Origin of the sequence: Pseudomonas sp. lyk4-R2A-8, assembly GCF_030209095.1 — a bacterium.
GTDB lineage: Bacteria > Pseudomonadota > Gammaproteobacteria > Pseudomonadales > Pseudomonadaceae > Aquipseudomonas > Aquipseudomonas quebecensis.
Genome location: NZ_JARVSS010000010.1, coordinates 96,883 through 120,558, shown reverse-complemented (window position 1 = coordinate 120,558; position 23,676 = coordinate 96,883). Strand labels below are relative to the sequence as shown.

20 protein-coding genes and 3 pseudogenes are annotated in these 23,676 nt (G+C 63.3%); 17 read left to right on the top strand and 6 right to left on the bottom strand.

Translation table 11 applies throughout. The features are described 5' to 3' along the window. The first annotated feature begins 171 nt into the window (after positions 1 to 171). Complete coding sequence (gene nosP, locus QRN10_RS10955) at positions 172 to 1,317, top strand: nitric oxide-sensing protein NosP (protein WP_181081786.1); 1,146 nt, start codon at positions 172 to 174, stop codon at positions 1,315 to 1,317. After that, positions 1,259 to 3,202: a PAS domain-containing hybrid sensor histidine kinase/response regulator gene (locus QRN10_RS10950; protein WP_285428398.1), complete on the top strand. Its 1,944-nt coding sequence runs from the start codon at positions 1,259 to 1,261 to the stop codon at positions 3,200 to 3,202. Before nosP ends, QRN10_RS10950 begins: the two co-directional genes overlap by 59 nt. 123 nt (positions 3,203 to 3,325) lie before the next feature. Here QRN10_RS10950 and QRN10_RS10945 read toward each other — a convergent pair whose 3' ends face one another. The 6 genes from QRN10_RS10945 to QRN10_RS10920 form a co-directional block, all read right to left on the bottom strand. Continuing rightward, positions 3,326 to 3,991 (bottom strand): response regulator transcription factor, encoded by a 666-nt coding sequence (locus tag QRN10_RS10945; RefSeq protein ID WP_266246020.1) that lies wholly within the window; start codon positions 3,989 to 3,991, stop codon positions 3,326 to 3,328. A gap of 23 nt (positions 3,992 to 4,014) precedes the next feature. Continuing rightward, entirely contained in the window at positions 4,015 to 4,554 is a 540-nt protein-coding gene (locus QRN10_RS10940) for a PQQ-dependent catabolism-associated CXXCW motif protein (protein WP_181081715.1), read from the bottom strand. A gap of 107 nt (positions 4,555 to 4,661) precedes the next feature. Continuing rightward, a complete protein-coding gene (locus QRN10_RS10935; protein ID WP_181081716.1) occupies positions 4,662 to 5,453 on the bottom strand; it encodes a lanthanide ABC transporter permease protein PedC in 792 nt (263 codons plus the stop codon). Next, positions 5,450 to 6,190, bottom strand: a complete 741-nt coding sequence (locus QRN10_RS10930) for a lanthanide ABC transporter ATP-binding protein PedB/LutE (protein ID WP_181081717.1) — start codon at positions 6,188 to 6,190, stop codon at positions 5,450 to 5,452. The genes QRN10_RS10935 and QRN10_RS10930 overlap by 4 nt, the downstream gene beginning before the upstream one ends. Continuing rightward, positions 6,187 to 7,146, bottom strand: coding sequence for a YVTN family beta-propeller repeat protein (locus tag QRN10_RS10925; RefSeq protein WP_181081718.1), 960 nt, complete (start codon positions 7,144 to 7,146; stop codon positions 6,187 to 6,189). Before QRN10_RS10925 ends, QRN10_RS10930 begins: the two co-directional genes overlap by 4 nt. A 26-nt stretch (positions 7,147 to 7,172) precedes the next feature. Then, positions 7,173 to 8,345, bottom strand: coding sequence for a lanthanide ABC transporter ABC transporter substrate-binding protein PedA1 (locus tag QRN10_RS10920; RefSeq protein ID WP_253508401.1), 1,173 nt, complete (start codon positions 8,343 to 8,345; stop codon positions 7,173 to 7,175). 181 nt (positions 8,346 to 8,526) lie between these two features. On the opposite strand from QRN10_RS10920, the pseudogene QRN10_RS10915 reads away from it, so the two are divergent. From QRN10_RS10915 to QRN10_RS10855, 15 genes and pseudogenes are all read left to right on the top strand, one after another. Beyond that, a pseudogene (locus tag QRN10_RS10915) lies at positions 8,527 to 8,664 on the top strand (sensor histidine kinase); the annotation flags it as partial. Positions 8,665 to 8,895: 231 nt separating this feature from the next. Next, complete coding sequence (gene pedF / locus QRN10_RS10910; protein WP_285428397.1) at positions 8,896 to 9,357, top strand: cytochrome c-550 PedF; 462 nt, start codon at positions 8,896 to 8,898, stop codon at positions 9,355 to 9,357. A gap of 3 nt (positions 9,358 to 9,360) precedes the next feature. After that, on the top strand, positions 9,361 to 10,236 hold the full coding sequence (locus QRN10_RS10905; RefSeq protein ID WP_285428396.1) for a substrate-binding periplasmic protein: 876 nt from the start codon (positions 9,361 to 9,363) through the stop codon (positions 10,234 to 10,236). 9 nt (positions 10,237 to 10,245) lie between these two features. Beyond that, positions 10,246 to 10,995 (top strand): quinoprotein dehydrogenase-associated SoxYZ-like carrier, encoded by a 750-nt coding sequence (locus QRN10_RS10900; protein ID WP_266246008.1) that lies wholly within the window; start codon positions 10,246 to 10,248, stop codon positions 10,993 to 10,995. A gap of 16 nt (positions 10,996 to 11,011) precedes the next feature. After that, on the top strand, positions 11,012 to 11,944 hold the full coding sequence (locus QRN10_RS10895) for a quinoprotein relay system zinc metallohydrolase 1 (RefSeq protein ID WP_253508395.1): 933 nt from the start codon (positions 11,012 to 11,014) through the stop codon (positions 11,942 to 11,944). 115 nt (positions 11,945 to 12,059) lie between these two features. Further along, positions 12,060 to 13,835 (top strand): PQQ-dependent methanol/ethanol family dehydrogenase, encoded by a 1,776-nt coding sequence (locus QRN10_RS10890; RefSeq protein ID WP_285428395.1) that lies wholly within the window; start codon positions 12,060 to 12,062, stop codon positions 13,833 to 13,835. Between the two features lie 121 nt (positions 13,836 to 13,956). After that, a complete protein-coding gene (exaC, locus tag QRN10_RS10885; RefSeq protein ID WP_181081725.1) occupies positions 13,957 to 15,477 on the top strand; it encodes an acetaldehyde dehydrogenase ExaC in 1,521 nt (506 codons plus the stop codon). A 149-nt stretch (positions 15,478 to 15,626) separates the two neighbouring features. Then, positions 15,627 to 15,728 (top strand): annotated as a pseudogene (locus tag QRN10_RS25305) (hypothetical protein); the annotation flags it as partial. A 149-nt stretch (positions 15,729 to 15,877) separates the two neighbouring features. Further along, positions 15,878 to 15,979: pseudogene (locus QRN10_RS25300) on the top strand (hypothetical protein); the annotation flags it as partial. A 460-nt stretch (positions 15,980 to 16,439) separates the two neighbouring features. After that, positions 16,440 to 16,511, top strand: coding sequence for a pyrroloquinoline quinone precursor peptide PqqA (gene pqqA, locus QRN10_RS10880; protein ID WP_010209364.1), 72 nt, complete (start codon positions 16,440 to 16,442; stop codon positions 16,509 to 16,511). A gap of 127 nt (positions 16,512 to 16,638) precedes the next feature. Continuing rightward, on the top strand, positions 16,639 to 17,802 hold the full coding sequence (gene ercA / locus QRN10_RS10875) for an alcohol dehydrogenase-like regulatory protein ErcA (protein ID WP_253508391.1): 1,164 nt from the start codon (positions 16,639 to 16,641) through the stop codon (positions 17,800 to 17,802). After that, on the top strand, positions 17,786 to 19,156 hold the full coding sequence (locus tag QRN10_RS10870) for an ATP-binding response regulator (RefSeq protein ID WP_266247604.1): 1,371 nt from the start codon (positions 17,786 to 17,788) through the stop codon (positions 19,154 to 19,156). Before ercA ends, QRN10_RS10870 begins: the two co-directional genes overlap by 17 nt. A 77-nt stretch (positions 19,157 to 19,233) precedes the next feature. After that, entirely contained in the window at positions 19,234 to 20,697 is a 1,464-nt protein-coding gene (locus QRN10_RS10865) for a DASS family sodium-coupled anion symporter (protein ID WP_181081728.1), read from the top strand. Between the two features lie 185 nt (positions 20,698 to 20,882). Next, the gene (locus tag QRN10_RS10860; RefSeq protein WP_285428394.1) at positions 20,883 to 22,529 is read left to right on the top strand and encodes an MFS transporter; all 1,647 of its coding nucleotides are present in this window, start codon (positions 20,883 to 20,885) and stop codon (positions 22,527 to 22,529) included. Next, positions 22,526 to 23,668, top strand: a complete 1,143-nt coding sequence (locus QRN10_RS10855; protein WP_181081730.1) for an HlyD family secretion protein — start codon at positions 22,526 to 22,528, stop codon at positions 23,666 to 23,668. The genes QRN10_RS10860 and QRN10_RS10855 overlap by 4 nt, the downstream gene beginning before the upstream one ends. Positions 23,669 to 23,676 lie beyond the last annotated feature (8 nt).

Here is a 23,676-nt window from a genome sequence, read left to right as displayed (position 1 = left end):
ATTCAGGCCGCTCAGGCATAGATAGAAAATCGTCCAACTTTGTGGGGTCAGTTCAGAGCGTGGGAACGATCAAGCGCCTTCATCCCATCGCATCCCCCCACCCAGTACCCAAGTAGCATAGGTCGCATCCCCCGCCCTTCGTACACTCATGCATCAGAGGGGGAGGCAACGATGCATAACAGTGAAGGCGTAGTCAGTGCCATGTCCCAGGCCACCGATGAAGGGCAGGCCGCCGAGGAGTTGGCGCAGCAACTGTTGCATCCGTACCTGGGCTTCGTGCTGTTTTTCTGCTCGGCCTCTTACGACCTGCAGGCCCTGGGCCAAGCGTTGCAAGCGTGCCTGGGCAACGTGCGCGTGGTGGGCTGTACCAGCGCCGGCGAGATCACGCCCCAAGGCTACGGCCGCAATTGCATTACGGCGATGGGCTTTAATCACGCGCATTTTTCTATCGCCACCGAGCTGATCGACCAAGTGGAACACTTCAGCCTGATCGACGCCCAGCACATGGTCGAACGCCTGGTCGGCGGCTGTCGCAGCAATACCCTGGCGCCGATCAAGGGCAACACCTTCGCCCTGACCCTGCTCGATGGCCTCTCCAGCCGCGAAGAAATGGTACTCGCCGCCCTCAGCGCCGCCCTTGGCGATATCCCGCACTTCGGCGGTTCGGCCGGTGACGACAACTTCCTCACCCACACCCACGTGTACTTCAATGGCGCGTTCCACAGCGGCGCGGCGGTGGTGGTGCTGGTCAATACCTGGTTGGATTTCGAAGTGTTCACCACCCACCACATCCTGCCGCGTGCGGAAAAACTGGTGGTGACCGGCGCCGACAGCCCGTCACGACGGGTGTACGAGCTCAATGCCGAACCCGCCGCCGAGGAGTACGCGCGGCATATCGGCGTGGCGGTGGCCGACCTCGACCACCGCGTCTTTGCCGCCCACCCGCTGGCGGTGCGTATCCATGATCAGTACTACGTGCGCGCCATCCAACAGGTGCACGAAGACCTGAGCCTGAGTTTCTACTGCGCCGTGGAAAACGGCATCGTACTGACCGTGATGAAACCCGGCCCGATTCTGCCCAACCTGGAAAGCCTGTTCGACGGCCTGCACTCTCGCCTCGGCGATTTGTTGCTGACTGTCGGCTGCGACTGCTTCCTGCGCCGCCTGGAGCTGGAAGACGCCGGGGGCCTGGAACAGATCGGCAGCTTCCTGCAAGCCAAACGGGTGATGGGGTTCAACACCTACGGAGAACAGTTCAATGGCATGCACATCAACCAGACCTTCACCGGGGTCGCCATTGCCCGAGGCCGGCGCTGAACTGCTCGCCCAGGTGGCCCGACTGCAACAGGACAACCACAAGCTGGCGCGGATCAATGCGGCGCTGATCGAGCGTATCGAGTCCGGCATGGCCCAGGGTAATAACCCGTACACCACCTTTCAGCATTCGGTGGTACTGGCCGAGCAAGTGCGCGAACGCACCGATGCCTTGAACCAGGCAATGGCCGAACTCAAGGCCAGCAACCACTTGCTGATCAACGCAAGGCTGCGCGCCGAGACCCTGCGCGGTGAACAGGCGGCGGCGCAAAAGGCCCAGGAAAGTGAACGCTGGATTCGCCTGATCACCGATAACGTTCCGGCCCTGATCGGCTACTTGAATGCCGACCTGGTCTACGAATTCACCAATAAGGTCTATGAACAATGGTACTGCTGGCCGCGCGGCATGATGCTCGGCCTGAGCCTGCGCGAAGTCCACAGCGAGCAGCATTGCCAGCGCCTGGACGCCTATGTCGCCCGCGCCCTGGCCGGGGAGAGCGTGACCTTCGAGTTCGCCGAGACCAACATCAATAACCAGGAGCGCTACATGCTGCGCTCCTATGTGCCGAATATGCTGGCCAGTGGCGAAGTGGTAGGGATCTTTGTGTTGATCCGCGACATCACCGAACGCCGCCGCACCGCCGAAGCGTTGCACCAGGCCTATCAGCACCTGGAGCAACGCGTGGCCCAGCGCACCTCGGAACTCACTGCGCTCAACGGCCAGTTGCTCAAGGAAATCGATGAGCGCCGGCGCATGGAAACCCGCCTGCGCGAGGCCAAGCTGGAGGCGGAACAGGCCAACCTGTCGAAAACCAAATTCCTCGCGGCCGTCAGCCACGACCTGCTGCAACCGCTGAATGCCGCGCGTCTGTTCACCAGCGCTTTGCTGGAGCGCCCGAGCGAAAAGCTGGTGCGCAACGTGAGCAATTCCCTGGAAGACGTGGAAAACCTGTTGGGCACCCTGGTGGATATTTCCAAGCTGGATGCCGGGGTGATCAAGGCCGATATCGCGCCGTTCGCCTTGAGCGAACTGCTCGATAACCTGGCCGTCGAATACACCCAACTGGCCCGCAGCGAAGGCTTGGAGCTGCGCTTCATCGGTTGTTCGGCACTGGTGCGCAGCGACATCCAACTGCTGGCGCGGATTCTGCGCAACCTGCTGAGCAATGCGATTCGCTACACCTACAGCGGTCGCGTGGTGCTGGGCTGTCGTCGCCAGCATCAGCGCCTGTCGATCCAGGTGTGGGACAGCGGCATGGGCATCGCCGAGGAGCGCCTGGAGGAGATATTCCAGGAGTTCAAACGCGGCGATGTGCAGCGCCGCGATCAGGATCGCGGGCTGGGGTTGGGCCTGGCGATCGTGGAGAAAATCGCCGGCATTCTTGGCCATCGCATCAGCGTCAAATCCGTACCCGGCAAGGGCTCGATGTTTGCCGTGGAAGTGCCCTTGAGCGCCACCGCACCAAAAAACCTGCCTGCGCCCAGCATGAGCGAACCGATGCTGGAGCGTTTACAGGGCGCGCGGGTGTGGGTGCTGGATAACGACGCGGCGATCTGCGCGGGTATGCGCACGTTACTCGAAGGGTGGGGCTGCGAGGTGATCACCGCCTTATCGGAGCAGGACCTGGCCGGCCAGGTGGACAATTACCACGCCGAGGCCGACCTGCTGATCGCCGATTACCACCTGGATAACGACCAGAACGGCGTCGACGCCGTGGCCCACATCAACGCCCGCCGCAGCCGCCCGATACCGGCGCTGATGATCACCGCCAACTACAGCAACGAGCTGAAACTGCAGATCCGTGAGTTGGGGCATACCTTGATGCACAAGCCGGTACGCCCAATGAAACTCAAGGCCGCCATGAGCCACCTGCTCGGTCGGCCCTGACAACTGATCGTTCCCACGCTCTGCGTGGGAATGCCGCACTGGACGCTCTGCGTCCGCTTTTAACGGGGGTGACGCGGAGCGTGGGAACGATCAGCACATTTGATTTGTGTTGTGCCAGACGGGTCAGCGGCGCAGGTATGAGCCGAAATCGATATCCCCGGCACTGAGGATCGCCTGCACCCGGTTATGCACGTTCAACTTACGCAGGATCGCCGACACGTGGGCCTTCACTGTGGTCTCGGCGATTTCCAGGGTGTAGGCGATCTGTTTGTTCGACTCGCCCTTGGTCATGCGTTCCAGCACCAGCAATTGCTTGCGCGTCAGGGCTTGCAGCAGTTCGGGGGCGAAGCCGGGGTTTTCGTTGAGGCGGCGCTGGCCCCCGGGTTTCTGGGTGCGGATGATGTCCGGCGGCAGGTACACGTTGCCGTTGAGAATCTGCTGGATCGCCTCGGTCATTTGCAGGCGCGGCGAGGACTTGGTGATAAACCCCACCGCGCCATAGGTGATGGCTTGCAGCACAATCTGCTTGTCCTGCTCGGCGGAAACGATCACCACCGGGATGGTCGGCGACTCATTGCGCAGGTTGATCAGGCCGTTGAGCCCGTGCATGCCCGGCATATTCAGGTCGAGCAGGATCAGGTCGAGGTCGTCGTGTTCCTGGGTCAGGGCGAGGGCGCTGTGCAGGTCGGCGGTTTCCATCACTTCGCTGCCGGGGAAGCCGTCGCTGATGACGTTATGGATCGCCTCGCGAAACAGCGGGTGATCGTCGGCAATCAGGATTTTGTACATGGCCGTTCACCTTCTTGTTGTGGTTATTGAAAAGGCTCGGGTGTCGCAGCCGTCACTGGCAGGTTTGCCGCTTCCCATGCATCCAAGCCGTCGCGGTACCAATACACAGAGGTATAGCCCAGGTTGGCGGCACGTTTTACCGCGTTCCAACTCAGCCAGCAATCGGAGCGGCAGTAGAACACCAGCGGTCGCGACAGGTCGCCGCCGGTGTACTTGTACAGGTGCCGCGCGAAGTAACCTTGCCACTCCGGCGTCAGGTCGCCGTCGCCGGTATTGGCCAGCCAATAGCTGCCGGGCAGGTTGGCGTGGGGCTGGTCTTGGATGAAACGACCTTGCAGCCATTGGCGACGGTAAACGTCGATCAGCACCGGTGCGGGCACCTGGCCGAGCAAGGCTTGCAGGGCCGGGGTGTCGACGATGGTCGCCCCCGGCACATGGTCGGGGGTAGGGCTGCGGTACAGGCTGATGCGATAGCCGTCGGTGGAAAACAGCGGCGTGTCGGCCTGGACCTGGGCGGTGAGCAGGCACAGCAACGCCAGCAGGGGCAGTCGGGCGGGCAGCATGGCAGGGCGATCCTTATCGTTATGCGCCCATTACACGTGAGTCCCGCGCCCTTGGGAATGCGACGATAGACAGCAAAACCAGTACCAAAGTAGTAGTTTTTGCGCCCTCAGCCCGGTTTGCGCAAGGCCGCGTGCTGCGGGTTGAAGGTCAGCACCGCCAGCAGGGTGAACAACCCGGTCAGGCCCAGGCAGATCACCAGGGCCAGGCCGGCCAGGCGTTCATACAGGGCAAAGCGCACCAGCTCCACCGCGTGGGTGAACGGGTTGACCGCGCACAACCAGTACAACCACTGGCTGGCATCGCGCATCTTCCACAGCGGGTACAGCGCCGATGACAGGAAAAACAGCGGGAAAATCACGAAATTCATCACCCCGGCGAAATTCTCCAACTGACGAATCGCGTTGGACAGCAACAGCCCCAACGCACTGAGCATCAACGCCACCAGCAGCAACGCGGGCAAGGCGAGCAACAGACCCATGGCCGGCGGCTGCACGCCGTAGACCCAGGCAATGGCCAGGAACCCGTACACCTGCAGCAGCGAAATCAACGCCGTGGCCAGCAATTTGCTGCACAGCAAAAACGTGCGCGGCAGCGGGCTGGTCAGCAGCACGCGCATGCTGCCCATCTCACGGTCGTAGACCATCGCCAGCGAGCCCTGCATGCCGTTGAACAGCAGGATCATGCAGGCCAGCCCCGGAATGATGTACACCTCATAGGGGATGTAGGTGTCGTAGGGCTCGATTACCGAGATGCCCAACGCGGCGCGAAACCCGGCGGCGAACACCACCAGCCACAACAGCGGCCGCACCAGGGCGCTGAGAAACCGTGTGCGCTGCAACACAAAGCGCAGCCATTCGCGCAGCACGATGCCACGCAGGCACTGCCAATACGCGTTCATGCCGGCGCTCCCGTTGCGGTGGGGCGGGTCAGGCCCGCGAACAGGCGGCCCAGGTCGCCGTCGTGGTCCTGCACCAGCGTGTCGACTTGTCCGCTGGCCACCAACCGGCCCTGATGCAGGATCATCAGCGCGTCATCGGTGTGCACTTCATCGAGCAGGTGCGTGGTCCACAGCACGCTCAGATCGTGCTCCCGGCACAGCCGGCGCACATGCTGGTTCAGCCCCAGGCGGCTGGCCGGGTCAAGGCCCACGCTGGCCTCGTCCAGCAACAGCAGGCGCGGTTCATGCAGCAGGGCGCGGGCGATTTCCACGCGGCGCCGGTGCCCGCCGTTCAGGGCGCGGACCTTTTCGCGCCGCCGTTCGCCGAGCCCCTGGCGCGCCAGCTCGGCCTCGACGCGCAGGTCGGTTTGCCGGCGTGACAAGCCATGCAGGGCGGCGTGATAGCGCAGGTTCTGTTCCACGTTCAGGTCCAGGTCCAGGGTGCTTTGCTGGAACACCACCCCCAGTCGAGTGAGGGCCGCCCGCGGTGCGTCGCGCAGGGAGTGGCCGCCGACGTGGATCTCGCCGCGTTGCAGGTCATACAGCCGCGTCAGCAGCGCGATCAGGGTGGATTTGCCGGCACCGTTGGGCCCCAGCAATGCGCTAAAGCGCCCCGGCGCCAGGCTGAAACTCACCTCGCACAACGCCTGTCGAGCGCCATAGGCAAAGTGCAGGTCGCGCACCTCAAGAGCGTTCATGGCGTGACCACCACGCCCCACGGATAGCGCCCCACCTTCACCGACTTGATCACCTTCAGGCTGTCCACATCGATCACCGACACATCGCCGCTGACGCCGTTGGTGGCCAGCAGTTGCTTCTGATCCGGGGTGAATGCCAGCTGCCATACGCGGCGGCCCACCAGCAGGTAATCGAGCACCTCGAAGGTCTTGGCGTCGACCACCGCCACATGGTTGGCCGGGCCGAGCGCGACAAACCCGTATTTGCCATCGGCGCTGAGTTTGATACCGACCGGCTGCACCTTATCCGGGTGCACGCCCTTGATGGCGAATGTCAGGGTCTTGAGCACCTTGCGGCTGGCCACATCGAGAATGGTCACGGTGCCGCCGATTTCCGCCGAGGCCCACAGCTGCGAGCCATCATGGTTGAACTCGACGAAGCGCGGGCGCTGATCCACCAGGGTGCTGTCGGCCAGGGTCTGGGTGCTGGTGTCGATCCAGTGCAGCATGTTGGTGGTTTCGCTGGTATTGACCGCCCACTTGCCGTCCGGGCTCACGGCCATACCCTCGGGTTCCACGCCGACGCTGATCTGGCCGAGCACCTTGGCGGTCTCTGTGTCGATCACGGTGACCAGCGCATCGTCTTCGTTGGACACATACAACCAGCGGTTATTGGGGTGCAGGGCAAACTGCTCGGGGTCTTTGCCGGAAGGCAGCTCCTTGACGATTCTGCGCGTGGCCACGTCCATCACCTGCACACGGTCCGAGTCGCTGGCGCAGATGTACAGCAGCTTATTGTCATGGGACAACAGCAGGCCCCGTGGGCGCTGGCCGACCTTGAGGGTGTCGGTGACTTGCAGTGTCTGCATGTCGATCAGGCTCAGGCTGTTGTCTTTCTCGTTGGAGACCCAGGCGGTGCTGGCCATGGCATGCCCGGCGGCAAGCAGCAGGGCGCATGAGAGCAGGGTGCGGCGCATGGCGAGTTCCTTATTATTGTGAGCGATCAGGGAAAGCGGCAGGTCACCTCGGGTTGGTCATAACCCAGGCTGTCCATTTCATTGGTGGGGTGCAGGAAACCGTCCTGGGGCGACGTGCTGACCAGCGCGCGCGGCTGCACGATGGGAATCGGCTGGCGCAGTTGGCCGTTCCAGGCGCGGTAGCTGAGCTTGCGGCCCTTGAAACCATCCAGGGGCAACTGCTCGCTCAGCTCCAGTTGACGAATCGCCTGAGGGTCGACCTGGCGCAGTTTGTTGACCGCGCTGGCAACGCTGCGCACGGCCATCCAGGCGGCGAAATCGCGGTCGTTCATCCAGCGTCCGGCCAGGGCTTCGAAGCGCTTTTGCAATTGGGCGGCGCCGTAGGTTTCCACGGTCTTGTGCCAGCCGGTGGGTGTAAGGCCCTGGGTGCCGGCGACGGGGCGCGGGTACCAGGTTTGATAGGGAACATACTCGCCGAAGTCACCGCGTTCGTCGGCCACCAGCACCACGTCGTAGTCGGCGGTCTGGGTAAACAGCGGCATATCGGCCTGGGCGCTGCGGCGTTGGTCGTTATCGAAACGCCAGGCTTTTTCCGCGACCAACTGCACGCCGAAGCGTTTGGCGGCACGGCGCAGGGCGGCGGCGTAGGCCTGATCGTCTTCGGTGGGGCCGACAATCAGCAACGCCTTCTGCCATTTGCGCAGCACCAGAAACTGCGCCAACGCATCGGCGAGCATCGCGCGGCTGGGCAGGGTATGCAGCACATTGGCCAAACAGTCGGTGCTGCGCAGGCGGTCGTCCGGGCTCCCGGCGTTGAACAGCAGGCTGTCGGGCAGGGCGGCACTGAGTTGACGCAGGCTGGCGGCCGGGGCATTCACCACGAACAGGCGCAGGCCCTGAGCGTGCTGGGCTTGGGCCGCAGTGAGCAGCGCTTCGGGGCTGTCCACGCTGGCGCTGGTCAAGCTGTAGCGCTGGTTGAGAAACGCGCCGGTGCTGTTGCTGTCGATGATCGCCAGCTCGGCGCCGCGCTGCCCGGCATCGGCGGGTTCGGGAATCACATTCGACAGCAGCGGCCCTGGGTCGGGTCGATAGCCCAGGTAGCCGATCTGCACCTGCAAGGGCGCTTCAGCGGCCTGGCCGTGGCTAGCCCAGGCCATTGTCAGCAGGCAGATCACGGCATAAGGGGCGAGCTGGCGCATAAGGCACTCCATGACAGGTAGCGCCAGCATAGGAAGCCCGGTGCCCGCTGCAAATATGCAGAAAGTAGCGCTGAGGCAGTACCAAGGTAGTAGCGGCGGCGAGCGACGGTCTTAGCATGGACCACCTGGCCTCATTCACAGGAGTGACACGAGCATGCGCGTCTTCACCGCCTGGCCTGGGCTGTCGGCCCTGTGGCGCATCAACCTGTGGGTGTGCAGCTTCTTCACCTTGGTGACCGGCGCGTGTATGGCACTGCTGCTGCACCAAGCCTTGGCGGACGTGGAGCGCGAATTGCAATCGGCCGCGGCGGTGGTGGCCTGACTGGGCGACACCGCCGGGCGCGACCCCGCCAGCCTGCACTGTAAAGTCCCGCCGTGGCCGGGAAGATTTCCCGAGGCGCCGCTGTTTTAGGCCTGCCCCACAAGCCCTACTACCAAGGGAGGAGAGCGCGCCCACCAAAGCAGCATACGGCCCATGCGCCGGGGTTTCTAAGATGGTTGCCATAGCCTCTGCAATGAGGTTTTGCGTGCAATCCTGAGGGCAAAAATAATGACAACAAAACACAACGCCTTGCTCGTGGCCGGGCTGCTGGCCGGTGTGATCGCTGCCGGCTCCGCCTGGGCCCATGGCAACGTGGTCCCGCAAGCGGTGGAAACCAAGGGCCTGACCTCGATCAAAGACGCCGGCGTAGCGGTCAACGAAGACGGCTGGGCGGCGGTCAATCCGTACCGCACCTCGCCTGAACACGACCGCGCCGTGGAAATCGGTGCGTCGGCCTATAACCAGAACTGCGCCGCCTGCCACGGCCTGGAGGCCAAGTCCGGCGGGATCGCCCCCGACCTGCGCATGCTCGATGTGGGCGAAGCCGGTGATGAGTGGTTCGTCGAGCGCGTGCGCCATGGCGCCGTGCGCGACGGCCGCGTGTACATGCCGAAAATGGCCGATTACTTGAGCCAGGAAGCCTTGTGGGCGGTGCGCACCTACCTGGACAGCTTGCACGTCGAGGAGTAAGCCATGCGCCTGTTCGCTTATGTGCTTGGCCTGGCCCTGCTGTGCTGCCAGCCGGCACAGGCGCAGGTGCGCAGCTATGACCAGATGATCGCCGCCGGCGAAATCAACGTGGCGGTGTACCAGGACTTTGCCCCCTACAGTTTCCAGGACGGTGGCACCCCGCGCGGGGTCGACGTGGAGCTGGCCCGGGCCCTGGCCAAGGCGTTGGGGGTGCAGCTCAAGTTGATCTGGGTGCCAGCCGGGGAGAAGCTCGACGACGACCTGCGCGACTACATCTGGCGCGGCAGCCCGTTGCACAACCAGCAACTGGCCGACCTGATGATGCGTGCCCCCTACGATCACGATTACGCGCAAAAGCGCAACGATCAGGGCGAGCTGGAAAATGCCCATGTGGTGATGTTCGGGCCGTACCAGAATGAGCAATGGCAGGTGGCTTATGACCGGCGGCGCCTGGACAGCGTCGCCAGCGTGGCGGTATTCGAACGGCACCCGATCGGCGTCGAGGTCGACAGCGTACCGTCGTTCTACCTCACCTCGGTGTTCAACGGCATGCTCGCCGCCAGGACCCATCACTACCCCGACGTGCCCCAGGCCTTTGCGGCGATGAAGGCCGGTGAGGTCGACGCCGTGATGGCGATGCGCGGCGAAGTTGACTGGCAGGTGCACGAGGCCCATGACCCGCAATTGGCCCTGGCTGAAAACGCCTACCCGAACCTGGGCAAGCAACGCTGGGAGATCGGCATGGCGGTGCACGAGAGCAATCGCCAGTTGGCCTATGCGGTGGAAGAAGCGCTGGAAAGCCTGATCCGTGACGGCGTGGTGCACGCCATCTATGCCCATTACGGCCTGCGCTACGAAGTGCCCGAGATGTATCAATAGGAGCAGGCGATGAACTGGCGACTGAGCTGCATCCTGGCTTGCTGGCTGCCGCTGGCGGCCCACGCCGTGGAGGTCGACCCGGTGCCGTCGGTGATGTGGGACTTCTATCACAAGCAGTTCCTGGCGCAGGCACCGTTCGTGTTCGACGACCGAGTCAAGCTGCTGGCGCCGCCATTCGCCGAAGATGCGCGCCAGGTGCCGCTGGAAATCGATGCGCGCGCCTTCAACGGCCATGTGGTGAAAATCCTCGCCTGGGCCGAGCTCAACCCACTGCCGAAAATCGTCGACTTCCAACCCAGGGCCGGCGTGCTGCCGTGGTTGTCGCTGCGCATTCGTGTCGAACAGGCCACGCCGTTGCGCGCCGCAGTGCTTACCGACGACGGCCTGTGGCATGTGGGCTCGACTCTGATTGACGCGGCCGGTGGCGGCTGCACCGCGCCCAGCGTGGTACGCACCCAGCCGGGTTGGGAAGAGCACATCGGCGAGGTGCTCGGCGGGCGCTACCCCCGTGGCGAATTCAGCCGCGTGCGCGTGCAGGTGGCGCACCCGATGGACAACGGCATGGTCAGCGGTATCCCCGAATTTTTTATCAATCATGCGCAACTGCGTGGTCAGGACGATCAGGTGCTGGCCGAGCTGGAGTTGTTCCCGGCGGTCAGTGAGAACCCCAACCTGGCCTTCGATATCGACGCGCCGGGACCCACTCGCCTGGTGCTGCGCGACAACAGCGGCAATGAGTTCGACGCGGCCATCCCCTGACCAGAAGGAGCGCGCCATGCGCTGGATTTTCCTGTTATGCCTGGGCCTGAGCCTGCCGGCCCTGGCGGACCTGGACTACACCCTCAAGCCCCGGCTGATCGCCGAAGACACCTGGCTGCTTGAAGGCAGCACCGACAACTTCGCCAAAGCCAATGGCGGCAATATCGTCAACACTGCCTTTATCGTCACCGAGGCCGGCGTGGTGGTGATCGACACCGGGCCGTCGCGCCGCTACGGCGAAGCCCTGCGCCAGGCCATCGCCCAGGTCACCTCCAAGCCGGTAATCCAGGTGCTGATCACGCATCATCACCCCGACCACGCCCTGGGTAACCAGGCGTTCAAGGACGTGCCCATCGGTGCCCTGGCCGACACCGCGCGACTGCTGCAGGAGCAGGGCGACAGCATGGCCGAGAACCTCTACCGCATGGTCGGCGACTGGATGCGCGGCACCGAGGTGGTGCTGCCGACCCAGGTGCTGCAACCCGGTGTATTGAGCGTGGGCCAGCATGACCTGCGTTTGCTTGCGCTGGCCGGGCATACCGGCGCCGATCTGGCCATTCTCGACCAGCGTACCGGCGTGCTGTTTGCCGGTGACCTGGTGTTCTACCAGCGCGCCCTCACCACGCCGCACAGCCCAGGGCTGGCGGTGTGGCTGGCCGACCTCGACACCCTGCAAGCCTTGCCCTGGCGCCTGATCGTGCCCGGCCACGGTCCGGTGGCCGACGATGCACAGCCCTTCGCACAGATGCGCGACTACCTCACCTGGCTCGACCAACTCTTGCGCGACGGCGCGGCTCAGGGCAGCGCCATGGCCGAGATGATCCGCAGCCCAATCCCTGAGCGTTTCGCCGCGATCAGCCTGAGCCGCTACGAACTGATCCGCAGCGTCAGCCACCTGTACCCGCGCTACGAACGCGCGCAGATGCAACGGGTCGATACCCGCTACTAAGGAACTAGCAATCTCGATACTGCGGTCAATTGTGACAACTGCCCCTGCGCCCAAGAATCGGCACCAGACCGGGAAAATTTCCCGGGTATAACAAAAAACCGCAGAGGTAGCCGTCATGACCCAACCCGCCCGCCGCCAACCCTTCGCCTTGAGTGTGTTGCTCGGTGCCATCCTGTTATCCGGCCAGGCCATGGCCGCCGTGAGCGATCAGGACATTCTCCAGGACCCGAAAAACCCCGGGCAGATCGTCACCAACGGTCTGGGTGTGCAAGGCCAGCGCTACAGTCCGTTGGACACTCTGAACGTGGACAACGTCAAGGACCTGCGCCCGGTCTGGGCATTCTCCTTTGGCGGCGAGAAACAGCGTGGGCAGCAGGCGCAGCCGATGGTCAAGGACGGGGTGATGTACCTCACCGGCTCCTATTCGCGGGTGTTCGCGGTGGATGCGCGCACCGGCAAGAAGCTCTGGCAGTACGATGCGCGTCTGCCGGATGACATCCGCCCCTGCTGCGACGTGATCAACCGAGGGGTGGCGCTGTACGGCGACCTGGTGTTCTTCGGCACCCTGGACGCCAAACTGGTGGCCTTGAACAAAGACACCGGCAAGGTGGTGTGGAGCAAACGCGTGGCCGACCACAAGGAAGGCTATTCCATCAGCGCCGCGCCGCTGGTGGTCAACGGCAAGCTGATCACCGGCGTGGCCGGCGGCGAATTCGGCGTGGTGGGCAAGATCGAAGCCTACGACCCGAAAAACGGTGACCTGCTGTGGACCCGGCCGACTGTCGAAGGCCACATGGGCTATGTGTACAAGGACGGCAAGGCCGTGGAAAACGGTATCTCCGGCGGCGAAGCGGGCAAGACCTGGCCGGGCGATCTGTGGAAGACCGGCGGCGCGGCGCCGTGGCTGGGCGGCTACTACGACCCGGAAACCAACCTGCTGTTGTTCGGCACCGGTAACCCGGCGCCATGGAACTCGCACCTGCGCCCCGGCGACAACCTCTACTCCTCGTCGCGCCTGGCGCTGAACCCGGACGACGGCAGCATCAAATGGCACTTCCAGAGCACGCCCCACGACGGCTGGGACTATGACGGCGTCAACGAGCTGATCTCCTTCAACTACACCGAAGGCGGCAAAGAAATCAAAGCAGCGGCCACGGCGGACCGCAACGGTTTCTTCTATGTGCTGGACCGCACCAACGGCAAGTTCATCCGCGGTTTCCCGTTTGTCGACAAGATCACCTGGGCCACCGGCCTGGATAAGAACGGCCGGCCGATCTACAACGAAGCCAGCCGCCCCGGCGCTCCGGGCAGCGAAGCCAAGGGCACGTCGGTGTTCGTTGCGCCGGCCTTCCTCGGCGCGAAAAACTGGATGCCGATGGCCTACAACCGCGACACCGGCCTGTTCTATGTGCCGTCCAACGAGTGGGGCATGGACATGTGGAACGAAGGCATCGCCTACAAAAAAGGCGCGGCGTTCCTCGGCGCCGGGTTCACCATCAAACCGTTGAACGAAGACTACATCGGCGTGCTGCGCGCCATTGATCCGGTGAGCGGCAAGGAAGTCTGGCGGCATAAAAACTTCGCGCCGCTGTGGGGTGGCGTGCTCACGACCAAGGGCAACCTGGTGTTCACCGGCACGCCGGAAGGTTTCCTGCAGGCCTTCAAAGCCAAGACCGGCGAGAAAGTCTGGGAATTCCAGACCGGCTCCGGCGTGCTCGGCTCGCCGATTACCTGGGACATGGACGGCGAGCAGTATGTCTCGGTGGTCTCCGGGTGGGGCGGCGCGGTGCCGCTGTGGGGCGGTGAAGTGGCCAAGCGCATCAAGGACTTCAACCAGGGCGGCATGCTCTGGACCTTCAAGTTGCCCAAAGACCTGGTGGCCAAGCACTAGGTCTACGACCAAATGAGCAACACCCCCCTGCCAACGGCGCATTCGCCCTGCCGTGGGGGCACCTTACTATCGGGTGATCGCCTGTTGATCGACAGGCCCGGACCCAGACAGAGGTTTCAACATGATCTACGCACAACCTGGCACCCCTGGCGCCATCGTCAGCTTCAAGCAGCGCTATGGTAATTACATCGGCGGCGAGTTCGTCGCACCGCTCAACGGCGAGTACTTCACCAACACGTCGCCCGTCACCGGTGAAGTGATCGCCGAATTCCCGCGCTCCAGCGCCGCCGATATCGACAAGGCCCTGGACGCCGCCCATGCCGCCGCCGATGCCTGGGGCAAGACCTCGGCCCAGGACCGCGCCCTGGTGCTGCTGAAAATCGCCGACCGTATCGAGCACAACCTCGAAGTGCTGGCCGTGGCCGAAACCTGGGACAACGGCAAGGCCGTGCGCGAAACCCTCAACGCCGACGTGCCGCTGGCCGCCGACCATTTCCGCTATTTCGCCGGCTGCATCCGCGCCCAGGAAGGCGGCGCCGCCGAGATCAACGAACACACCGCCGCTTACCACTTCCACGAACCACTGGGCGTGGTCGGCCAGATCATTCCGTGGAACTTCCCGCTGCTGATGGCCGCGTGGAAACTCGCCCCGGCCCTGGCCGCCGGTAACTGCATCGTGCTCAAGCCGGCCGAGCAGACGCCGCTGTCGATCATGGTGTTTGCCGAGTTGATCAATGACCTGCTGCCACCGGGCGTGCTGAACATCGTCCAGGGCTTTGGCCGCGAAGCCGGGGAGGCGCTGGCCACCAGCAAGCGCATCGCCAAGATCGCCTTTACCGGCTCCACGCCGATTGGCGCGCACATCATGCATGCGGCCGCCGAGAACATCATCCCGTCCACCGTGGAGCTGGGTGGCAAGTCGCCGAATATCTTCTTTGAAGACATCATGCGTGCCGAACCCCAGTTCATCGAAAAAGCCGCCGAGGGCCTGGTGCTGGCGTTCTTCAATCAGGGCGAAGTGTGCACCTGCCCGTCGCGGGCGCTGGTGCAGGAGTCGATCTACGAGCCGTTCATGGCCGAGGTGATGAAGAAGATCGTCAAGATCAAGCGTGGCAATCCACTGGACACCGAGACCATGGTGGGCGCCCAGGCGTCCGAGCAGCAATACGACAAGATCCTGTCCTACCTCAAGATTGCCCAGGAGGAGGGCGCCGAGCTGCTCACCGGCGGCGCGGCCGAGCACCTGGAGGGCGACCTGTCCAGCGGTTACTACATCCAGCCGACCCTGCTCAAGGGCCATAACAAGATGCGCGTGTTCCAGGAGGAAATCTTCGGCCCGGTGGTGGGCATCACCACGTTCAAGGACGAAGCCGAGGCCCTGGCCATCGCCAACGACAGCGAATTCGGCCTGGGCGCCGGGCTGTGGACCCGCGACATCAACCGTGCGTACCGCATGGGCCGGGCGATCAAGGCCGGTCGGGTGTGGACCAACTGCTATCACCTGTACCCGGCGCATGCGGCGTTCGGCGGCTACAAGAAGTCGGGCGTGGGACGTGAGAACCACAAGATGATGTTGGACCACTACCAGCAGACCAAGAACCTGCTGGTGAGCTACGACATCAATCCGTTGGGGTTCTTCTGATTTTCTAATTGCAATTAGACCCAGTATGGGAGGGGGCTTGCCCCCGATGAGGGAGTGTCAGCTTAAACAGCTGTGACTGACACACCGCCATCGGGGGCAAGCCCCCTCCCACAGTTTTGCTACCTGTACATTCGCGGCTACGGCGGCTACAAGGTGTGGGGCGTGAGAACCACAAGATGATGCTGGACCACTACCAGCAGACCAAGAACCTGCTGGTGAGCTACGACATCAATCCGTTGGGGTTCTTCTGATTTTCTAATTGCAATTAGACCCAGTATGGGAGGGGGCTTGCCCCCGATGAGGGAGTGTCAGCTTAAACAGCTGTGACTGACACACCGCCATCGGGGGCAAGCCCCCTCCCACAGTTTTGCTACCTGTACATTCGCGGCTACGGCGGCTACAAGGTGTGGGGCGTGAGAACCACAAGATGATGCTGGACCACTACCAGCAGACCAAGAACCTGCTGGTGAGCTACGACATCAACCCGTTGGGGTTCTTCTGATTTTCTAATTGCAATGCGACCCAGTGTGGGAGGGGGCTTGCCCCCGATGAGGGAGTGTCAGCTTAAACAGTTGTGACTGACACACCGCCATCGGGGGCAAGCCCCGATGCCAGTCAGTTAAGGAGGAACACTGGAACTGTGGTGAGCGGGCTTGCCCCGCGTTGGGCTGCGCAGCAGCCCCCAATAGGAGCGTCGCAGTATGCCAGGCAGCTCCGGGACTATGTTTTGGGGCTGCTTCGCAGCCCAACGCGGGGCAAGCCCGCTCGCCACAGGGTACTGGTTGCCCGTTCCGTCTCTTAACTGACCGGCATTGGGGCAAGCGCCATACCATAGTTTTGCTCCCTGTACATTCGCGACCAATGCACTGCGGTATTTACTTCGAAAGTAGCATTCGCACCCCCATCCCCCCATGCATTAATGCGTTTACCGGAATCTTCCGGCACAACAAGAGGACTCTCCCATGTGGACCAAACCCGCCTTCACCGACCTGCGTATCGGCTTTGAAGTGACCATGTACTTCGCCAGCCGTTGATTCAAACCCGGCCAGCCCAGTGCTGGCCGGTGCGCTATTGGGAATGACCCTTTGGTCTGATTGCAAACGCCTGCGGATCGGTTAGTGTGGAGCGCATCTTCCAAAAATAATAAGAACAGGCTTTCCAATGAGCCCCAACCTGAGCCTCCTGCGTAAATTCGTCTCGCCTGAAATCATCTTCGGTGCCGGTTGCCGGCATAACGTCGGCAACTACGCCAAAACCTTCGGTGCGCGCAAAGTACTGGTGGTCAGCGACCCCGGTGTGATCGCCGCCGGTTGGGTCGCCGACGTGGAAGCCAGCCTGCAGGCCATCGGCATCGACTACTGCCTGTACAGCGCGGTGTCGCCCAATCCGCGCGTGGAGGAGGTGATGCTCGGCGCCGAGGTGTACCGGGAAAACCATTGTGATGTGATCGTCGCCATCGGCGGTGGCAGCCCCATGGACTGCGGCAAGGCCATCGGCATTGTGGTGGCCCATGGGCGCAGCATTCTGGACTTCGAAGGCGTGGACACCATCCGCGTGCCCAGCCCGCCGCTGATCCTGATCCCGACCACCGCCGGTACCTCGGCGGATGTGTCGCAGTTCGTGATTATTTCCAACCAGCAGGAACGCATGAAGTTCTCCATCGTCAGCAAGGCGGTGGTGCCGGATGTGTCGCTGATCGACCCGGAAACCACCGCCAGCATGGACCCGTTCCTGTCCGCCTGCACCGGCATCGACGCATTGGTGCATGCCATCGAGGCGTTTGTGTCCACCGGCCATGGCCCGCTCACCGACCCCCATGCGTTGGAGGCCATGCGATTGATCAACGGCAACCTGGTGCAGATGATCGCCAATCCGGCCGACATTGCCCTGCGCGAAAAGATCATGCTCGGCAGCATGCAGGCCGGGCTGGCGTTTTCCAATGCGATCCTTGGCGCGGTGCATGCCATGTCCCACAGCCTCGGCGGCTTTCTCGACCTGCCCCATGGCCTGTGCAACGCGGTGCTGGTCGAGCATGTGGTGGCGTTCAACTACAACTCGGCGCCGGAGCGCTTCAAGGTGATTGCCGAGACCTTCGGCATCGACTGCCGAGGCCTGAACCATCGGCAGATCTGCGCGCGGCTGGTGGAACACCTGATTGCGCTCAAGCACGCCATCGGCTTTCACGAAACCCTCGGCCTGCACGGTGTGCGGGTGGCGGATATTCCATTCCTGTCCCAGCATGCGATGCACGACCCGTGCATCCTCACCAACCCGCGCGAGTCGAGCCAGCGTGACGTTGAGGTTGTGTATGGCGAAGCTCTCTAACGACCAGCAGCGCGCTCTTGCCGGGTTGCTCGGGCTGGGCGACCAGTCGGCGCGCAAGAGCCATTACCCCGAATTGACAGCGCGCCTGGACGAACTGGAAGCCGAGCGGCGGCGCTATATCCGTCTCAACGATGAACTGGAACAGCGGGTGGCGGCGCGTACCGATGAGTTGCTGGAGGCCAACCGCAATCTGCAACAGCAGATCGCCCAGCGTGAACAGGTGGAACGGCAACTGCGCGACGCCCGCGACGCCGCCGAGGCCGCCAACCGCAGCAAGGACAAATACCTCGCCGCCGCCAGCCACGACCTGCTGCAACCGCTGAACGCCGCGCGCCTGCTGATCGCCACCCTGCGCGAGCGGGCATTGCCCAGTGTCGAGCAGGTACTGGTGGAGCGCACCCATCAGGCCTTGGAAGGCGCCGAGGACTTACTCACGGATCTGCTCGATATCTCGCGACTCGACCAGGCGGCGGTCAAGCCGGACGTGGCGGTGTATCGCCTGGAGGAACTGTTTGCGCCGCTGGTCTCGGAGTTCCAGTCGGTGGCCCAGGCGGCGGGGCTGAACTTGCGTGCGCGCACCGGCGGTTATGCGATTCATACCGACCTGCGCCTGCTGACGCGGATCCTGCGTAACTTCCTCAGCAACGCCTGCCGCTACACCGATGAAGGTTGCATTCTGCTCGGCGCCCGCCGCCGTGGCGATTGCCTGCGCCTGGAAGTGTGGGACACCGGGCGCGGGATCGCCGCCGACCGGCTGGAGGCGATCTTCCTGGAGTTCAACCAGCTCGACGTCGGCCGCGCGTCGGAGCGCAAGGGCGTGGGCCTGGGGTTGGCGATTGTCGAGCGTATCGCCGAGATCCTCGGCTACCCGGTGGCCGTGCGTTCATGGCCGGGGCGCGGCTCGATGTTCAGCATCGAGGTGCCCATCAGCGCAGAGATGCCGCCCGCGATCAGCCAGTTGCCGACCCTGCCCAGCACCGGCAACCCGCTGCCGGGGCGGCGTTTGCTGGTGATCGACAACGAGATCAGTATCCTCGACAGCATGCGCGCGCTGCTGGGCCAATGGGGCTGCGACGTGGTCACCGCCACCGACCAGGCCGGCGCAGTGCTGGCGCTGCAGGGCAGGGCGCCGGAGTTGATCCTGGCCGACTATCACCTCGACCACGGGGTGGTGGGCTGCCTGGTGGTCAAGCAACTGCGCGAGCATTTCGGTCACAAGATCCCCGCCGTGATCATCACCGCCGACCGCACCGACCAATGCCGCCGCGCGCTGCGCAGGCTGGATGCGCCGCTGCTGAACAAACCGGTCAAGCCTGGGAAGCTGCGTGCCGTGCTCAGCCAGTTGCTGGCTTAGAAGCTTGATACCTGTCAACACGTCGCAGCCGGCGTTGCGGCAAGCTTAAGGCCTGACCCGGAGTCCTGGAGTACGCCATGAACGCCGCACCTTTCAAACTGCCCATGGGCCTGGTGGTCGCCGTGCTGGCGCTGGCCGGCGTGCTGCTGTTGCCGCTGCCCGCCGACCTGCCGGTGGCCGGCCAGCGTATGTTGGCGATCCTTGCGTTTGCCGTGGTGGTGTGGATCACCGAGGCGGTGTCCTATGAAGCCAGCGCGATCATGATCACTTCGCTCATGGCATTTCTGCTCGGCACGGCACCCTCGCTGCAGGACCCCGCGCACCTGATTGGCTCCAGCCCGGCCATCGGCATGGCGCTCACCGGCTTCGCCAACCCGGCGCTGGCGCTGGTGGCGGGGGCCTTGTTCATCGCGGCGGCCATGACCCACACCGGCCTGGACCGGCGCATCGCCCTGGTGACGTTGAGCCGCATCGGTACCAGCACCCGGCGCATCCTGCTGGGGGCGATTGCGGTGACGATCCTGCTCAGCCTGGTGGTGCCCAGCGCCACGGCGCGCAGTGCCTGTGTGGTGCCGATCATGATGGGCGTGATCGCCGCCTTCGGCGTGGACAAGCGCTCGAATATCGCCGCCGGGATCATGATTGTGGTGGCCCAGGGCACCAGCATCTGGAACGTCGGCATTCAGACCGCCGCAGCACAGAACCTGCTCACCGTCGGCTTTATGGACAAGATGCTCGGCCAGCGCGTGTCGTGGCTTGACTGGCTGATCGCCGGCGCGCCGTGGGCGCTGATCATGTCGGCAGTGTTGCTGTTGCTGGTGCTCAAGCTGCTGCCGCCGGAAACCGACAGCATCCCCGGCGGCAAGGAAGCGGTGGCCCAGTCCCTGGTGGACATCGGCCCCACGACCGGCCCACAGAAACGCTTGCTGGCGGTGTCGGTGCTGCTGCTGTTGGCATGGGCCACGGAAGGGCGCCTGCATCCTTTCGACACCACCTCGACCACCTACGCCGGGTTGGTGTTCCTGCTGCTGCCGGGCATCGGCGTGATGACCTGGAAAGATGTGCAGTCGCGCATTCCGTGGGGCACGGTGATCGTGTTCGGCGTGGGTATCAGCCTGGGTACGGCGCTGCTGACCACCCAGGCCGGGCAGTGGCTGGGGGCTGCGGTGGTGGCCCACACAGGATTGGATCAGGTCGGGCCGCTGGGGGTGTTCGCGATACTGGGTGCGTTCCTGATCCTGATTCACCTGGGGTTTGCCAGCGCCACGGCGTTGACCTCGGCGCTGTTGCCGATCCTGATTGCGGTGCTGCAGACCCTGCCCGGCGAATTCAACCGCTTGGGCATGACCCTGTTGCTTGGGTTTGTGATGAGCTACGGGTTTATCCTGCCGATCAACGCGCCGCAGAACATGGTGTGCCTGGGCACCGGAACGTTTACCGCGCGACAGTTTGCCAAGGTGGGGATTCTGGTGACGTTGATCGGGTATGGGTTGATGTGGGTGCTGGCGGCGACTTACTGGAGTTGGCTCGGTTGGATTTGATTTGACGTTTACCTCTGGCTGCACCTGAGATCCAATGGGGGAGGGGGCTTGCCCCTCCCACTTTCTGACCCTACCCACTTCTGACATCCATTCCACCCCAAGATGGCAAGATGAACTCCGCTCAGGTTTACTGTTCTCTGAGTAGAGGTATCACCGACGCCCCCGTCGGTCATCTAGGTCATTGAATGGACAAATACACCCCCCGCGCCTGGCAACCCCACGAACGCCCGAGCCTGCCCGGTTCGCCGTCGACGCCATTGCACCCCACCTATAAGCGCTGGCTGTTCGCGATGGTCGGCGTGCTGGTGGCGATCACCGGTGGGCTGGGCAATTCGTTGGTGATCGCCAACCTGCAATACCTGCAAGGCGCACTCGGTGCGACCACCGCGGAAATGGCCTGGCTGCCTGCCGCCTATGTGATGACCAACGTGTGCATGAACCTGCTGCTGGTGAAGTTTCGCCAGCAGTTCGGTCTGCGTGCCTTTACCGAAGTATTCCTGGTGCTGTACGCGCTGGTGACCTTCGGCCATCTGTTCGTCAACGACCTTAACTCGGCCATCGCCGTGCGGGCGGCGCATGGCATGGTCGGCGCGGCGCTGAGTTCATTGGGGTTGTACTACATGATCCAGGCGTTCCCGGCCAAGTGGCGTATGAAAGCCCTGGTGCTGGGGTTGGGCACCGCGCAATTGGCGCTGCCGCTGGCGCGATTGTTCTCCGAGGATTTGCTGCAGATCGCTGAATGGCGCGGCTTGTATCTGTTCGAATTGGGCCTGGCGCTGATCTGCCTGGGTTGCGTGTTTCTGCTCAAACTGCCACCCGGTGACCGTTTCAAGACCTTTGAAAAACTCGATTTCCTCACCTTTGCGATCCTCGCCAGCGGCGTAGCGCTGCTGTGTGCGGTGCTGTCCCTGGGGCGTATCGACTGGTGGCTGGAAGCGCCGTGGATCGGCATCGCCTCGGCTTGCTCGCTCGTGCTGATCATGGCCGGCCTGGCCATCGAACATAATCGCGCCAACCCGCTGCTGATGACGCGCTGGCTGGGCAGCGGTGTGATGATCCGCCTGGCGCTGGCGGTGGTGTTGATTCGCATGGTGTTGTCCGAGCAGTCCACCGGCGCGGTGGGTTTTATGCAGGTGCTCAATATGAGCTACGAGCAGATGCACACCCTGTATGTGGTGATGCTGGCCGGGGCGATCAGCGGGCTGGTGGTCAGTGCGTTGACGATCAATCCGGCGCATCTGTTGATGCCGCTGATCATCTCCCTGGCGCTGATGGCTACGGGGTCGGTGATGGACAGCTTTTCCAACAACCTGACCCGGCCGCAGAACCTGTATGTCAGCCAGTTCCTGCTCGGCTTTGGCGGTACGTTCTTTCTGGGGCCGACCATGGTGCTGGGGACCAGGAACGTGCTGACCAACCCGCGCAACCTGGTGAGTTTTTCGGTAATGTTCGGCATCTGCCAAAACCTCGGCGGCCTGATTGGCGCGGCGTTGCTTGGCACTTTCCAGGTGGTGCGCGAGAAGTATCACTCCAGCATGATCGTCGAGCACCTGACCCTGCTCGACCCTCGTGTGGCAGCGCGCGTGCAGAGCGGCGGTTCGGCCTATGGCGGGCTGGTCGCCGACCCGGAACTGCGCAACCTCATGGGCATTCGCAGCCTGGCCACGGCGGCCACCCGTGAGGCGAATGTGATGGCCTACAACGATGTGTTCATGCTGATCGCGATCATCGCCATCCTGACCATGTTGTGGATCTTCATCCGCAGCCTGTGGCTGATGAGTACAACCAAGGCAGCAACCCCTCCCGTTCAATCCAGCGGCGTTACTTCATGACTGAAACAACGACTACCACCAACGCCATCGCCTCCACCCCCGAAGGCACCACGCCCTCGGGTGCGACCGTGAATGAACCGCGCTCGCTGCGGGTGCGCATCCTGTCATCCCTGGGCTTTGCCGCGATTGCCATCGTCGGTGTGTTGATTGTGCTGTACGCCTGGCAATTGCCGCCGTTCAGCAGCGCGGTGGAAACCACTGAAAATGCCCTGGTACGCGGCCAGGTCACGATCATTGGCCCGCAGCTCAGCGGCTATGTGTTCGAGGTGCCGGTGCAGGACTTTCAGTACGTCAAGGCCGGCGATCTGCTGGTGCGCCTGGACGACCGCATTTATAAGCAGCGCCTCGATCAGGCGCTGGCGCAACTGGCGGTGCAGAAGGCCGCGCTGGCCAATGTAGTGCAGCAGCGCAACAGCGCCGAAGCCACGATCAAACTGCGTCAGGCAGCCTTGGCGGACAGCCAGGCCCAGGCGCGCAAAAGCACCGCCGATCTGCGGCGTAATCAGGAGCTGATCAGCGATGGCTCGGTGTCCAAGCGCGAGCTGGACGTCACCCGCGCAGCAAATGCCCAGACCCAGGCGGCAGTGGCCCAGGCCCAGGCCAGCCTGGAAATCGCCCGGCAGGATCTGCAAACGGTGATCGTCAACCGCGGCTCCCTTGAGGCCGCGGTGGCCAGTGCCGAGGCGGCGGTGGAGCTGGCGCGGATCGACCTGTCCAATACCCGCATTACCGCACCGCGTGACGGCCAATTAGGGCAGATCGGCGTGCGCCTGGGCGCCTACGTCAACTCCGGCGCGCAGTTGATGGCGCTGGTGCCGAAGCAGTTGTGGGTGATCGCCAATATGAAAGAAACCCAGATGGACAATGTGCAGGTCGGCCAGCCGGTGACCTTTACCGTGGATGCGCTGAACCACCGCAGGTTTCACGGCACGGTGCAGCATATTTCCCCAGCCACCGGTTCCGAGTTCAGCCTGTTGCAGGCCGACAATGCCACCGGCAATTTTGTGAAGATTGCCCAGCGCGTGCCGGTGCGGATTACCGTCGACCCGGATCAGGCCGAGAGCGAACGGTTGCGGCCGGGGTTGTCGGTGGTGGTGAGTATCGACACCGCCGGCCGCCTGAAAAACAGCCCGCCCTGAAGGATTGC